The sequence below is a fragment of the Methyloversatilis sp. XJ19-49 genome, from assembly GCF_024580145.1.
In the GTDB taxonomy this organism is placed as follows: Bacteria; Pseudomonadota; Gammaproteobacteria; order Burkholderiales; family Rhodocyclaceae; genus Methyloversatilis.
Map to the genome: position 1 here is coordinate 110,027 of NZ_JANINI010000003.1, position 12,939 is coordinate 122,965.

Here is a 12,939-nt window from a genome sequence, read left to right on the forward strand (position 1 = left end):
AGCACAGCGGAAAACGGGGAGATCAGCATGAAGCGATGGATGAATGCAGCCTTGTGCAGCCTGCTTGTCAGCACGGCGGCGCACGCCGACGTGCTGACAGGTACGCGCACGATCACGCTCGGCAATGCGCAGGGCGAGCGGATCGTGATCGGTCAGATCACCTTCACGCCTGAAGCTGATGGCAAGTCGCGTTTCAGGATCGTGCTGGACGAAAAGCTGGGCGAGTATTTTCTGGCGATGCGGCCGTTCCGCTGCCTGACCGGCCCGAAGCAGCGCCTGTGCAATTTCCCGGTCGAGAATGAGGCACCGCTGGTCAGCCCGGCCGATCTGACGCCGCTCGAATACGCGCTGATGTTCATGCATACGCTGCCTGCCGCGCTGCACGTCAATCCATTCAACGGTGCCTACTACCGCATGAAGATCGATGGCGAGCGCATCGACGGGCGTCTGCATGATGTCGACATGGATCCGTTCATCGCACCGACCAGCGTGCCGCTCGAACGCCGAAAGCGGCCGCTGCGCGACGAGGATCTGACCCTCGCGGACGAGCGCTCGCACTGGCTGCCGCAGCTCACCATCGAGTGAACGCGGCTGCTCGGCCTACTGATTGACCGGCATGCCGAATTCCGGTCCTTTCGAGCTGCTGTCAGGCCAGCGCTGCATGATGCTCTTGTAGCGCGTGTAGAAGCGCACGCCCTCTTCGCCATAGGCGTGCAGATCACCGAACAGGCTCTGTTTCCAGCCGCCGAACGAGTGCCACGCCATCGGCACCGGAATCGGTACGTTGATACCCACCATGCCGGCTTCGATGCGTTGCCCGAATTCCTGCGCGGTGCGACCGTCCCGCGTGTAGAGCGATACCCCGTTGCCGTATTCGTGGCGATTCACCAGCGCGACGGCATCAGCGAAATTCGCCGCCCGCACCACGCACAGCACCGGGCCGAAGATTTCTTCCTGCCAGATGCGCATGCCGGGCGTTACATGGTCGAACAGCGTCGCACCCAGGAAGTAACCGCTTTCCCGCCCGGCCACCGTGTGTCGCCGCCCGTCGAGCACCAGCGTCGCACCTTCCGCGATGCCGCTGTCGATCAGCGACACGATGCGTTCGCGGTGCGCGGCGGTGACCACCGGCCCCATGTCGGCGCCCGCGCTTTCGCCGTCGCCGATATTGAGTGTCTGCGCTCGCACCTTGATCGCCTCGACCAGCGCATCGGCGATGTCGCCGACCGCGACGGCCACCGAAATCGCCATGCAGCGTTCGCCGGCCGAGCCGTAGGCGGCGCCGATCAGCGCGTCGGCCGCCTGGGCGATGTCGGCGTCCGGCATCACCACCATGTGATTCTTCGCGCCACCCAGTGCCTGCGCACGCTTGCCGTGACGTGCCGCGGTTTCGTAGATGTGGCGCGCGATCGGCGTCGAGCCGACGAAGCTCACGGCACGCACGTCCGGATGCACCAGCAGCGCGTCGACCGCCTCGCGGTCACCCTGCACGACGTTGAACACGCCATCCGGCAGCCCTGCGTCGCGGAACAATTCGGCGGTCAGCAGCGACGGTGACGGATCGCGTTCCGACGGCTTCAGGATGAAGCTGTTGCCGCAGGCGATGGCCACCGGGGCCATCCACATCGGCACCATGAAAGGAAAATTGAATGGCGTGATGCCGGCTGTGACACCCAGCGGCATGCGCTGGCTCCAGTTGGCGATGCCGCCGCCGACGTTGTCCGAATGCTGGCCCTTCAGCAGTTGCGGAATGCCGCATGCGAATTCGATCACCTCCAGCCCGCGCTGCACCTCGCCCTGTGCGTCAGGCAGCGTCTTGCCATGCTCGCGCGTGATCAGGCGCGCAAGATCGGTGCTGTAGCGCCCGACCAGCTCCTGCATGCGGAACAGCACGCGCGCACGGCGCAGCGGCGGCAGTGCGCCCCATGCGGGTTGTGCGGCGGAAGCGCTGGCCACCGCTGCCGACACGTCGCCTGCGGTGGCCAGCAGCACGCGGCGCGCAACCCGGCCGTGGGCCGGATCGAAAACGTCGGTATGGCGGGTGCTGTCCAGCGTCGTACGCCGGCCGTCAATCCAGTGGGGCAGGGTGTGGTCGGGTGTATTCATGATCATCCGTTGCGGCAATCGAAGCCGATATTGTGCGTCACGCCCGGGCGAAGGTCCCGCCGCAGGGCAGCATCCAAACGGCTGCCGTCCGTACAGTCGCTCCCGATGCGCAAGTGTCGCTGCCGTCGTGCCCGGTGCTCAGAGGTTGTGCCGTGTGTCGCGTCCTGCCCGGCGCCGTGCCAGCAGGTCACCGGCCAGACCGATCATCACGCGCACCATGCCGTAGGCCATCCAGCGCAGCACGCGTTCGTGGATCGGGCGGTTCTTCCATTGTCGATGCCGCAGCTCGCGGCCGCCATGGCTGGCCGCCTGCAGCAACTTCTGCCGCAGCTCCCGGGTGAAACCGGCGTCGCTCACCACCACATTGGCTTCGCGTGCCAGCATGAGGCTGAACGGATCGATGTTGCTGGAGCCGACCGTGGCCCATTCGTCGTCTACGACGGCCGCCTTGGCGTGCATGAAACTGCGGCGGTACTCGACGATGCGCACGCCCTTCGACAGCAGTGCACCGTAGAGCGCCTGAGAGGCGTAGTGCATCAGCAGGTATTCGACCCGCCCCTGCAGGATGAGCGTCACCGTCACGCCGCGCTCCGCAGCCCGTACAAGTGCCTGGCGGAAGCGCCGGCCGGGCAGAAAATAGGCGTTGGCGATGATGATGTCGCTGCGCGCGCCGTTGATCGCCTCGAGATAGGCGTCCTCGATGTCTCGCCGGTGGCGCAGGTTGTCGCGCACCAGCAGCGTGGCGCGGATCTGTCCGGCCTGCCGGTTGGCATACTCCCGCAGGCGCGGCAGTCGCGGCCTGAACTGCAGCGTCGCCCAGGCCACGCGTTCCCAAAGTTTCTGGCATTCCGCGTGCATGCGTGCCACCAGCGGCCCGCGCACCTGAACCGCAAAGTCGAAGCGCGGCGGCGTGTGACCAGGTGTGTGCATATCGTCGATGATGTTGATGCCGCCGGCAAAGCCGGTGCCGGCATCGATTACGGCGAGCTTGCGGTGCATGCGCCGAAGCCGGTTGCGCCGCAGCGTGACCCAGCTGATGTCGGGGCGGAAGATCAGCGTATGCGCGCCGGCGGACTCCAGCGCCACCCGGTGCGTGCTTTCGAATTCGCGTGCACCGAAGCCATCGACCAGAATGCGCACACGCACACCGCGTTGCGCCGCTCTCGCCAGGGCGGCGGCGATGCGCTCGCCGATACCGTCATTTGCAAAGATGTAGGTTTCCAGAAAGATTTCCTGGCGCGCCCCGTCGATCGCCGCTTCCAGCGCAGGAAAGTATTGTTCGCCGCACACCAGCAGGCGAATGTCGTTGCCGGGCAGGAATCGACTCATTCCAGGCTCACTGCGGTCTCACGGCGTTGTCACGCTGCAGTCAGCGACAGTCGTGCGGTCAGCGCCGCATGATCGGAAATGCGCGACCAGGGTCGGCCGGCATGCAGCTTCACTTCGCCCACGTCGAGTCCGCGCACATAGATGCGGTCCAGCCGCAGCATCGGAAAGGCCGCCGGATAGCTGCGCGCAGGGCGGCCGTGGAACAGGCTGTGCGCCTCCTGCAGGCCAAGTGCATCGGCCCACTGGCCTTCGGCTCGGTTGTGCCAGTCATTGAAGTCACCGGCCACGATCAAGGCTTCCGCGGTGGGTATGGTCGAAGTCACGTGCTCGGCCAGCATGGCGTATTGCTGGGCCCGGCCGCGTGCGGTCAGGCCCAGATGCACGCACAGCGCATGCACGCGCCGGCCGGGCACCGGTTCGATCACGCAATGCAGCAAGCCGCGCTGTTCGAAGCGGTGTGCCGACATGTCGTGGTTGTCGGTCTGCGAGATCGGGTGGCGCGACAGGATGGCGTTGCCATGGTGACCGTGGTCATACACCGCGTTGCGGCCATAGGCGGTCGCCGGCCACATTTCATCGGCCAGGAACTCGTACTGCGGCTCGATCGGCCAGTCGGCGTGACGCAGCGCGTGCCCGTGGTGCTGACCCTGCACTTCCTGCAGGAACACCAGGTCCGACGACAGGTAACGCAGGCGGTCGCGCAGCTCGTGGATCACCATGCGGCGGTTGAACTGCGAGAAGCCCTTGTGGATGTTCCAGGTGCAGATGCGCAGATCTGTCGTCATGGATCGAGCGGGTGGCCGCGCCCGGCTTCGGCGAGCTTCATCATGTGGCGCGCAAACGCCGGGTCTTCGCCGCGCAGCAGGGTCATGAGCTGGTTGCGGAATGCGTCGCAGCCCAGCCACTCGCGCATGTAGTCGTCCCACGACGCCCAGCGGCGCGCGGCCAGCCCTTCGGCTTCGTCGGTCCAGGCGACCAGATAGGCGCGCTCGAACAGCGAAATGAGCATCTGGTAGATGATGTGCATGCGCCGTTCCTGCTCTTCGCTGAGGTGCTGCGGTGCTGCTGTTTCGCGCAGCGGCAGGTCCGGATTCGCCAGCACGATCTTCAGGAAGTCGATGTAGGCGTCCGACAGCATCTGGTACGCCTCTTCGTCTTCGTTGTCGCGCTCGCGCCGCTGCTGGTAGATGAAGGTGACGACGGCGAGCGGCAGGCCCAGTGCGGTCACGACGTAACTGGCCAGTTCCCAGCGCTGCATCCAGTCCATGGGGAAGCCGCCCTCAGGGCGATGCGGCCAGCATGCGGTCGAGCGCGAGTTTGGCCGGCACCGCTTCATGTTCCGGCACGCTGATCCGGTTCACCACCTGGCCTTCGGCAAGATTCTCAAGACACCAGGCGAGATGCTGCGGATCGATGCGCTGCATCGTCGAGCACATGCATACGGTGGGCGCCATGAACTGCACGGTCTTGCCTTCGTGCTTCACCTCTTCGGCGAGGCGATTCACCAGGTTCAGTTCGGTGCCGACCAGCCACTTCGTACCCGGCGCGCCCGCTTTCACCGTTTTGAGGATGTATTCGGTCGAACCGACGTAATCCGACTGGCGACACACTTCGAGTGCGCTTTCCGGATGCGAAATGACGAGACCGTCCGGATGCTGGTTGCGCCAGCGCAGGATGTGCGCCGGCTGGAACATCTGGTGTACCGAACAGTGACCCTTCCACAGCAGGATCTTCGCCTGCGCCACCTGCTCGCGGGTCAGGCCGCCGTTTTCCAGGTCCGGGTCCCACACCACCATGTCGTCGAGCGGGATGCCCATCTTGTAGCCGGTCCAGCGCCCGAGGTGCTGGTCGGGGAAGAACAGCACCTTTTCGCGTCGCGCCAGCGACCATTCGAGAATGCTGGCGGCGTTCGACGAGGTGCATACGATGCCGCCGTGCTCGCCGCAGAAGGCCTTCAGGTCGGCAGCCGAGTTGATGTATGTGACCGGCGTGATCAGCGCATCCGGGTCGCCGGTCATGTCGCGCAGTTCGCGCCAGCAGCGTTCCACCTTGGCCAGGCTGGCCATGTCGGCCATCGAACAGCCGGCCGCCAGGTCGGGCAGGATGGCGATCTGTTCCGGGCGCGACATGATGTCGGCCACTTCGGCCATGAAGTGTACGCCGCAGAACACGATGAATTCCGCATCGGTCTGACTGGCCAGCCGCGCCAGCTTCAACGAATCGCCGGTCAAGTCGGCGTGGCGATAGACATCGGCACGCTGATAGTGGTGACCGAGGATGACCGCGCGCGGGCCGAGCTTTTCGCGCGCAGCAAGGATGCGCGACTGCGCCTGATCGTCGGCCAGCGCGTTGAATCGGTCAAAGGTGATGTTGGCAACTTGCATCGTGTGTCCTTCAGGTCTGGCTCCACGGCAGGCCGGCCTTGCGCCAGCCACCCACGGTGTTGCGATGGCCGTTGGCGTCCATGTCTCCCTCGAATCCTTCGAGGATGTTGTAGGCGTTGCTGTAGCCCGCTTCCGCTGCGGCCGCAGCGGCGCCGGGCGAGCGTCCGCCGCTGCGGCACAGGAACATCACCAGCGCTTCGGGATCGACCTGGTGCTTGAGCTGGGTGATGAAATCCGGGTTGCGCTGGCCGGATGACTGGTTCCATTCGATCTGCACCGAATCCGGCACCTCGCCGACCCACTGCCACTCGGCCGCCGTGCGCACATCGACAATGCGCGCACCCGGCGCGAGCCTGAGCAATTCATGGGCTTCGGCCGGCGTCACGGCACCGGCGTAAGGCAGTTGGAGCTGTTGCGCACGTTCCCGTGCGAGACCGAGTATCTGTCCGAGTGTAGCCATGGCTGATGTTCAGGCGAATAAGAGTGGTCGAAGTATATCGTCCGCTGCAGCCGACACCCGAATGCACCAAAATAGTGCTTTCAAAAAACGGTGTGCAACAAGTCGGTGCGTTTTTCGGGCCTGCGGCCCGCGCCGCCGACGTCAATGCGGCCTGTGGCACAATCCCGGGGCGAAATCCGGTGCGTGGCACGCGATCTGCTTTATTCAGCGCTGCGACAGCCGCCGCAACTAAACTGTTGAGACGCGCCTCAGACTCGCCCAAAAAACAGGAATTACCCCGTTCAAGCCGACCGAGCAACATCCATACATCCATCGTAGGAGAAATCATGACGACCGCGAAGCAGGTACTCGACATCATCAAGGAGAAGGAGGTCAAGTTCGTTGATTTCCGTTTCACCGACACCCGTGGCAAGGAACAGCACGTGGGTGTGCCGGTCAGCGCCTTCGACGCCGACAAGTTCACCGAAGGCCACGCTTTTGATGGTTCGTCGATTGCCGGCTGGAAGGGTATCCAGGCTTCGGACATGCTGCTGATGCCGGATCCGGAAACCGCCTTCATCGACCCGTTCTTCGACGAAACCACGCTGGTCATCAGCTGTGACGTCGTCGAGCCGTCGGATGGCAAGGGCTACGACCGCGATCCGCGCTCGATCGCCAAGCGCGCCGAAGCCTTCCTGAAGTCGTCCGGCCTGGGCGATACCGCCTACTTCGGCCCGGAACCCGAATTCTTCATCTTCGACAGCGTCGAGTGGACCGTCGACATGTCGGGCTGCCGCGTGCAGATCTTCTCGGAAGAGGCTGCATGGTCGTCGGGCGAGAAGTTCGAAAGCGGCAACACCGGTCACCGTCCGAGCGTCAAGGGCGGCTATTTTCCGGTCCCGCCGGTTGATTCGCACAATGACATCCGTGCCGCCATGGTGCTGGCACTGGAAGCCGTCGGCATCCCGGTCGAAGTGCATCACCACGAAGTCGCGACCGCCGGCCAGAACGAAATCGGCACCAAGTTCAACACGCTGGTGCGCCGCGCCGACTGGACGCAGACGCTGAAGTACATCGTGCACAACGTCGCCCACAGCTACGGCAAGACGGCGACCTTCATGCCCAAGCCCATCGTCGGCGACAACGGTTCAGGCATGCACGTGCACCAGTCGATCTGGAAGGACGGCAAGAACCTGTTCGCCGGCAACGGCTACGCCGGCCTGTCGGAATTCGCGCTGTACTACATCGGCGGCATCATCAAGCATGCCAAGGCGCTGAATGCGATCACCAACCCGGGTACGAATTCGTACAAGCGTCTGGTGCCGCATTACGAAGCACCGGTCAAGCTGGCCTACTCGGCCCGCAACCGCTCGGCCTCGATCCGCATTCCGCACGTCGCGTCGGACAAGGCCCGCCGCATTGAAACGCGCTTCCCGGATCCGCTGGCCAATCCGTACCTGTGCTTCGCCGCGCTGATGATGGCGGGCCTGGATGGCGTGCAGAACAAGATCCACCCGGGCGAGCCGGCCGACAAGAATCTGTACGATCTGCCGCCGGAAGAGGACAAGCTGATCCCGACCGTGTGCGCCAGCCTCGACGAAGCCCTTGATGCGCTCGCCGCAGACCACGCCTTCCTGACCAAGGGCGGCGTGTTCTCGGAAGACTTCATCGCGGCCTACATCGAGCTGAAGATGACCGAAGTGAATCGCATCCGCATGACGACCCATCCGGTCGAATTCGAGATGTACTACAGCCTCTGATCGCCATCGATCAGCACATGCCGGCGTGGCGTCAGCCCGCGCGGCATGTGAAGCGTTGAAGAAAAGGACGGCAATTAGCCGTCCTTTTTCATTGTCACTGCGCAAGTGTGCGCCCTACACTCGCGCTGCTTCGACCCGAAACGCCCAGGTGATCCACATGCTACAAGGTCTGAACCGTATTCTGATTGCCGCGGCGAGCCTGCTTGTCGCAGCGCCCGCCACGTCAGAAATCTACAAGTGCGTCGACGCTGAGGGCCACACCACCTATACGAACGAGAAGTCGCGCGCCAGCGGATGCAAGGTGCTCGCCAGCGACGTGCCGGTCAGTTCGGTGCCCGGTCCGGCTGCAGCCACGCCCAAGCCGGCGGCCAATCCAGGTGGTTTCCCGAGCGTCAGCAACGACCAGCAGAAGGCGCGCGATTCCGAGCGCAGGCGCATCCTCGAAGCCGAACTTGCGACCGAAACCGGCAGTCTTGAAGAAGCGCGCAAGGCGCTGACCGAAGGCGAAGCGGTCCGTCTGGGAAACGAGCGCAACTATCAAAAGTATCTCGACCGGATACAGGGGCTCAAGGACAATGTCGCTCTGCATGAACGCAATGTCGATGCGCTGCGCAAGGAGCTGTCCAAGCTGCCCTGAGCGCAGGGCTCGCAACGGCCTGCCGACGGACCGGCGGGCAATTCTGGCGCGCTTCTTGCGTGGATCGCGGTCATGACTGCATCCAAGCCTGGCAGGTCTTCCCGCCACCCCTCCCGCGAATGGTCCGAACGTTTCAGCGGGCTGGAACTGCTCGCGAGCGCGGTGGCGCTGCTCGATGCCGAGCGGCACATCGTCTTCCTGAACCCGGCAGCGGAAAACCTGTTCGCAGCCAGCCTGGCCAAACTGCACGGCAAGCACTGCGACCGGCTGATCGGCCCGATGCACGGCCTGGATACCGCGCTCGACAACGCGCTTGCCAACAACTGGAGCTATACCGGTCACAACCTGTCGGTGGATAGACAGATCGGCGGATCGCTTCAGCTCGACTGCACGGTGTCGCCGGTGCATACGGAAAATGCCCGCATCCTGCTCGAGTTCCGCCCGATCGACCAGCAACTGCGCATCGCGCGCGAAGAACAGGTGCTGCAGCAGCAACAGGCCAACCGCGAGCTGATCCGCAATCTCGCGCACGAAATCAAGAATCCGCTCGGCGGCATCCGTGGTGCCGCACAACTGCTGGAACGCGAGCTCGACCGGCCCGAACTGCGTGAATATACGCAGGTCATCATCAACGAATCGGACCGGCTGCAGGACCTGATGAACCGTCTGCTGCATTCGCATCGCGCGATGCAGGTGACCACGGTCAGCATCCACGAAGTACTGGAACGCGTGCGCCTGCTGATCGCGTCGGAGTTTCCCGAGGTTGCGGTCGAGCGTGACTACGACACCAGCCTGCCCGATCTGACGGCCGATCGCGAACAGCTGATCCAGGTCGTGCTGAACATTGCGCGCAACGCCGCGCAGGCGATGAAGGGCCACGGCAGCATCCGGCTGCGCACCCGTGCCCACCGGCAGGCGACGCTGGTGAAGCGTCGGCACAAGCTGGCACTCGAATTGCAAGTGATCGACAACGGCCCGGGCATCCCGGAAGACCTGGTCGATCGCATCTTCTATCCGCTCGTGTCCGGCCGCGACGACGGCACCGGACTCGGGCTCACGCTGGCGCAGAGCTTCGTGCATCAGCACCACGGCACCATCGAGGTGCAGAGCCGGCCGGGCTACACCGTTTTCACAATACTGCTGCCGTTCAAGCAAGGCACTTCGGAGAAACCATGAATCCGGTCTGGATAGTCGATGATGACCGCTCGATACGCTGGGTGCTCGAAAAGGCGCTGGCGCGCGAGTCGATCCCGTATTCCGCCTTTTCCACCGCCCAGGAAGCGCTCGATGCGCTCGATTCCGGCGGCCAGCCGCAGGTGCTCGTGTCCGACATCCGCATGCCGGGCGAATCCGGCCTGTCGCTGCTGGAAAAGGTCAAGGCGCGCCACCCCAGCCTGCCGGTCATCATCATGACCGCCTATTCGGATCTGGACAGCGCGGTCGCCGCCTTCCAGGGCGGCGCGTTCGAATACCTGCCGAAACCGTTCGACGTCGATCACGCGATCGAACTGGTGCGCAGGGCCATCGAAGAGAGCATGCACCAGGCCAGTGCGCCGGCCGAAGCCGACATGGCACCGGAAATTCTCGGCAAGGCGGCGTCGATGCAGGACGTGTTCCGCGCCATCGGCCGCCTGGCGCAGAGCCACGCCACGGTGCTGATCAACGGCGAATCGGGCACCGGCAAGGAACTGGTGGCGCGCGCGCTGCACCGCCACAGCCCGCGCCGCGACGCGCCCTTCATCGCGATCAACACCGCCGCCATCCCGCGTGACCTGCTCGAATCCGAACTGTTCGGCCACGAGCGCGGTGCCTTCACCGGCGCCACCGCGATGCGCCGCGGCCGCTTCGAACAGGCCGATGGCGGCACCTTGTTCCTCGACGAAATCGGCGACATGCCGTCCGAGCTGCAGACGCGCCTGCTGCGCGTGCTGTCGGACGGCCACTTCTACCGCGTAGGCGGCCATTCGCCGATCAAATCGAACGTACGCGTGATTGCCGCCACCCACCAGAATCTGGAAGACCGGGTGAAGCAGGGCCTGTTCCGCGAAGACCTGTTCCACCGGCTCAACGTGATCCGGCTGCGCATCCCGCCGCTGCGCGAGCGGCGCGAGGACATCGTGCTGCTGGCCCAGCACTTCATGACGAAGAGCGCGCAGGAGCTGGGCGTCGATGCCAAGCGCCTGTCCGAGCCGGCGACCCGCTATCTGCAGGGGCTGGAATTTCCGGGCAATGTGCGCCAGCTGGAAAACCTCTGCCACTGGCTGACCGTGATGGCACCCGGGCAGGTGGTCGATGTCAAGGATCTGCCGGCCGAACTGCGCAGCCAGCCGGCGCGCGAAGCGGCGGGTGACTGGGGCGCGGCGCTGGCGTCCGAGGTCGATCGCCTGATCGCGCTCAAGCAGCCGGCGCTGTTCGATCATCTGGTGCAGGAATTCGAACGCACGCTGATCCGGCGTGCGCTGGCCAGCACCGGCGGCCGGCGCATCGAATCCGCACAGCTGCTGGGCATCGGCCGCAACACGATCACGCGCAAGATCCAGGAACTGAACATCGAAGGCGGACGCGAAGTCGAGACGGACCTCGAGTAGTCCGCGTGACACGATGGCGGGTGGCTGCATGCAGCCACCCGGCTACAATCCGCCGCATGACTGTCCTCGCCGAAACCGCCGTTGCGGACACCGCACTTGCCGACGCGCTGCGCCGGCGCGCCGGCGCCGTTCCCGAAAACTGGACAGTCGAGGTGTACGTTGCCTGTACCAGCACCAACAGCGTGCTGCTCGACCAGACCGGACGCGACACGCGCCTGCTCTTCGCGCTCGAACAGACCGCCGGCCGCGGGCGGCGCGGTCGCGCATGGACCGCCCGCCCGGGCGACAGCCTCACCTTTTCGCTGCGCCACACCTTTGCGCTGCGCGCCGACGCGCTGTCCGGACTGAGTCTGGCGGTCGGCGTCGCACTGGCCGATGCGCTGAGCGCGCGCGGCATCACCGACATCGCGCTCAAGTGGCCGAACGACCTGATGCGGGCCGACCGGAAACTGGGTGGCGTGCTGATAGAACTGTCATCGCCGCCGACCGGCGAAACGACCGCCGTCATCGGCGTCGGACTCAATCTCGCGCTGCCGCCGGCAGGCGACTACGCCCATGCACCGGCGGCGCTCTCCCCTGATGCCCCCGGCCGTGAAGTGTGGCTGGACGTCGGTGCAGCGCTGGCCGACGCGCTGGCGCGCATGCTGCCGCAGTTCGCGGCGCACGGTTTCGCCCCTTTCGCCGATCGCTGGAACCACTACAACCTGCACGCCGGCCGCGCGGTCACCGTGTCCGGCGATGACGCGCAGCTCAGCGGACGGTGTCTGGGTGCCGATCACGACGGCGCGCTGCGGCTCGACTGCGACGGCCGGGTCGAGCGTGTGCTCGCCGGTGACGTATCGCTGCGTACGGCGCCCTGACATGCAGTTGCTGATAGACGCCGGCAACAGCCGCATCAAGTGGGCCTGGTGCGAGCGCGGCCATCCCGGCAAGGTTTCGGCGCTCGATGTGTCTGCGCTCGATGCGGCGGTGCTGGCGCGCGCGTGGCAGGCGGCCACGACCGCGCACTACACCTGCGTGGCGGGCGATGTCGTCGATGCCGACATCCGGCGTGCGTTGTCGCCAGCCTGTGCGGCGCACCGCGTGTTCGCCCGGGCGACGGCCTGCGGCATTGCGAACCTGTACGAGCAGCCGGCCCAGCTGGGCGCCGATCGCTGGGCCGCGCTGATCGGCGCACGCGCGCTGCAGTCCGGGCCGCTCGTCGTCGCCACCGCCGGCACTGCGACCACCATCGATGCACTCGACGCCGACGACCGCTTCATCGGCGGCTACATCCTGCCCGGCCTGCGCCTGATGCTCGAGTCGTTGGCGCGTCACACCGCGGACCTGCCACACGCCGTCGGTGACGCGGCCGACTGGCCGCGCAACACCGACGATGCCATCCACAACGCGTGCACCGATGCCCAGGCGGCGCTGATCGAACGCGTGCGCGAACAGCTTGGCCCGCAGGCGACCGTGCTGCTGTCCGGCGGCGCGGCGGCTGCGATCGGACCGCGACTGCGCTGTGCGCACCGGCGGGTGGACGATCTCGTGCTGCACGGGCTGGCCCGGCTGGCGGCTGCGGACAACAGCCCGGATGTGATGAAATGCGAATCCAAGCGGGATCCGGTGAATGAAGCCCTGCGGCCGAAGTTTCCCGGATGACATCTTTCGAATGAAATCTCCCTTCTGCGGCATTGCGCCGCGCCACGGACAT

General features: G+C 65.3%; 13 protein-coding genes. 7 read left to right on the plus strand and 6 right to left on the minus strand.

The annotated features are described in order from the left end of the window. Positions 1–27 precede the first annotated feature (27 nt). Positions 28–585, plus strand: a complete 558-nt coding sequence (locus NMQ16_RS04960) for a hypothetical protein (RefSeq protein ID WP_257079396.1) — start codon at positions 28–30, stop codon at positions 583–585. A 15-nt stretch (positions 586–600) separates the two neighbouring features. Here the strand turns inward: NMQ16_RS04960 and NMQ16_RS04965 are convergent, their stop codons facing one another. The 6 genes from NMQ16_RS04965 to NMQ16_RS04990 all read right to left on the minus strand — a co-directional run bounded on the left by NMQ16_RS04965 (position 601) and on the right by NMQ16_RS04990 (position 6,279). Next, positions 601–2,106, minus strand: coding sequence for a CoA-acylating methylmalonate-semialdehyde dehydrogenase (locus NMQ16_RS04965; RefSeq protein ID WP_257079397.1), 1,506 nt, complete (start codon positions 2,104–2,106; stop codon positions 601–603). A 138-nt stretch (positions 2,107–2,244) separates the two neighbouring features. Continuing rightward, the gene (gene clsB, locus NMQ16_RS04970) at positions 2,245–3,435 is read right to left on the minus strand and encodes a cardiolipin synthase ClsB (protein WP_257079398.1); all 1,191 of its coding nucleotides are present in this window, start codon (positions 3,433–3,435) and stop codon (positions 2,245–2,247) included. Positions 3,436–3,464: 29 nt separating this feature from the next. Further along, positions 3,465–4,220: an endonuclease/exonuclease/phosphatase family protein gene (locus NMQ16_RS04975; protein WP_257079399.1), complete on the minus strand. Its 756-nt coding sequence runs from the start codon at positions 4,218–4,220 to the stop codon at positions 3,465–3,467. Next, the gene (locus NMQ16_RS04980) at positions 4,217–4,702 is read right to left on the minus strand and encodes a hypothetical protein (protein WP_257079400.1); all 486 of its coding nucleotides are present in this window, start codon (positions 4,700–4,702) and stop codon (positions 4,217–4,219) included. The genes NMQ16_RS04975 and NMQ16_RS04980 overlap by 4 nt, the downstream gene beginning before the upstream one ends. Positions 4,703–4,715: 13 nt before the next feature. Continuing rightward, positions 4,716–5,819 carry a quinolinate synthase NadA gene (gene nadA, locus NMQ16_RS04985; protein ID WP_257079401.1) on the minus strand — a complete coding sequence of 368 codons (1,104 nt, stop codon included), beginning with the start codon at positions 5,817–5,819 and terminating at the stop codon, positions 4,716–4,718. A gap of 10 nt (positions 5,820–5,829) precedes the next feature. Further along, on the minus strand, positions 5,830–6,279 hold the full coding sequence (locus NMQ16_RS04990) for a rhodanese-like domain-containing protein (protein ID WP_257079402.1): 450 nt from the start codon (positions 6,277–6,279) through the stop codon (positions 5,830–5,832). Positions 6,280–6,605: 326 nt separating this feature from the next. Here NMQ16_RS04990 and glnA point away from each other — a divergent pair, with 326 nt between their 5' ends. From glnA to NMQ16_RS05020, 6 genes are all read left to right on the plus strand, one after another. Continuing rightward, positions 6,606–8,018 (plus strand): type I glutamate--ammonia ligase, encoded by a 1,413-nt coding sequence (gene glnA / locus NMQ16_RS04995; protein ID WP_257079403.1) that lies wholly within the window; start codon positions 6,606–6,608, stop codon positions 8,016–8,018. A 157-nt stretch (positions 8,019–8,175) separates the two neighbouring features. Then, positions 8,176–8,655: a DUF4124 domain-containing protein gene (locus tag NMQ16_RS05000; RefSeq protein ID WP_257079404.1), complete on the plus strand. Its 480-nt coding sequence runs from the start codon at positions 8,176–8,178 to the stop codon at positions 8,653–8,655. Positions 8,656–8,727: 72 nt separating this feature from the next. Then, positions 8,728–9,831 carry a nitrogen regulation protein NR(II) gene (glnL, locus tag NMQ16_RS05005; RefSeq protein WP_257079405.1) on the plus strand — a complete coding sequence of 368 codons (1,104 nt, stop codon included), beginning with the start codon at positions 8,728–8,730 and terminating at the stop codon, positions 9,829–9,831. Beyond that, entirely contained in the window at positions 9,828–11,243 is a 1,416-nt protein-coding gene (gene ntrC, locus NMQ16_RS05010; protein ID WP_257079406.1) for a nitrogen regulation protein NR(I), read from the plus strand. Before glnL ends, ntrC begins: the two co-directional genes overlap by 4 nt. 56 nt (positions 11,244–11,299) lie before the next feature. Continuing rightward, positions 11,300–12,103, plus strand: a complete 804-nt coding sequence (locus NMQ16_RS05015) for a biotin--[acetyl-CoA-carboxylase] ligase (protein ID WP_257079407.1) — start codon at positions 11,300–11,302, stop codon at positions 12,101–12,103. A gap of 1 nt (position 12,104) precedes the next feature. Beyond that, positions 12,105–12,887 carry a type III pantothenate kinase gene (locus NMQ16_RS05020; protein WP_257079408.1) on the plus strand — a complete coding sequence of 261 codons (783 nt, stop codon included), beginning with the start codon at positions 12,105–12,107 and terminating at the stop codon, positions 12,885–12,887. Positions 12,888–12,939: the final 52 nt, after the last annotated feature.

Excerpts from the sequence above, each read along its gene's own strand:
- nadA (WP_257079401.1), bottom strand. The coding sequence starts at position 5,819 with ATGCAAGTTGCCAACATCACCTTTGACCGATTCAACGCGCTGGCCGAC.
- NMQ16_RS04975 (WP_257079399.1), bottom strand. The coding sequence starts at position 4,220 with ATGACGACAGATCTGCGCATCTGCACCTGGAACATCCACAAGGGCTTC.
- NMQ16_RS04980 (WP_257079400.1), bottom strand. The coding sequence starts at position 4,702 with ATGGACTGGATGCAGCGCTGGGAACTGGCCAGTTACGTCGTGACCGCA.
- NMQ16_RS05000 (WP_257079404.1), top strand. The coding sequence starts at position 8,176 with ATGCTACAAGGTCTGAACCGTATTCTGATTGCCGCGGCGAGCCTGCTT.
- NMQ16_RS05015 (WP_257079407.1), top strand. The coding sequence starts at position 11,300 with ATGACTGTCCTCGCCGAAACCGCCGTTGCGGACACCGCACTTGCCGAC.
- glnL (WP_257079405.1), top strand. The coding sequence starts at position 8,728 with ATGACTGCATCCAAGCCTGGCAGGTCTTCCCGCCACCCCTCCCGCGAA.
- NMQ16_RS05020 (WP_257079408.1), top strand. The coding sequence starts at position 12,105 with ATGCAGTTGCTGATAGACGCCGGCAACAGCCGCATCAAGTGGGCCTGG.
- NMQ16_RS04960 (WP_257079396.1), top strand. The coding sequence starts at position 28 with ATGAAGCGATGGATGAATGCAGCCTTGTGCAGCCTGCTTGTCAGCACG.
- glnA (WP_257079403.1), top strand. The coding sequence starts at position 6,606 with ATGACGACCGCGAAGCAGGTACTCGACATCATCAAGGAGAAGGAGGTC.
- clsB (WP_257079398.1), bottom strand. The coding sequence starts at position 3,435 with ATGAGTCGATTCCTGCCCGGCAACGACATTCGCCTGCTGGTGTGCGGC.
- NMQ16_RS04965 (WP_257079397.1), bottom strand. The coding sequence starts at position 2,106 with ATGAATACACCCGACCACACCCTGCCCCACTGGATTGACGGCCGGCGT.
- ntrC (WP_257079406.1), top strand. The coding sequence starts at position 9,828 with ATGAATCCGGTCTGGATAGTCGATGATGACCGCTCGATACGCTGGGTG.
- NMQ16_RS04990 (WP_257079402.1), bottom strand. The coding sequence starts at position 6,279 with ATGGCTACACTCGGACAGATACTCGGTCTCGCACGGGAACGTGCGCAA.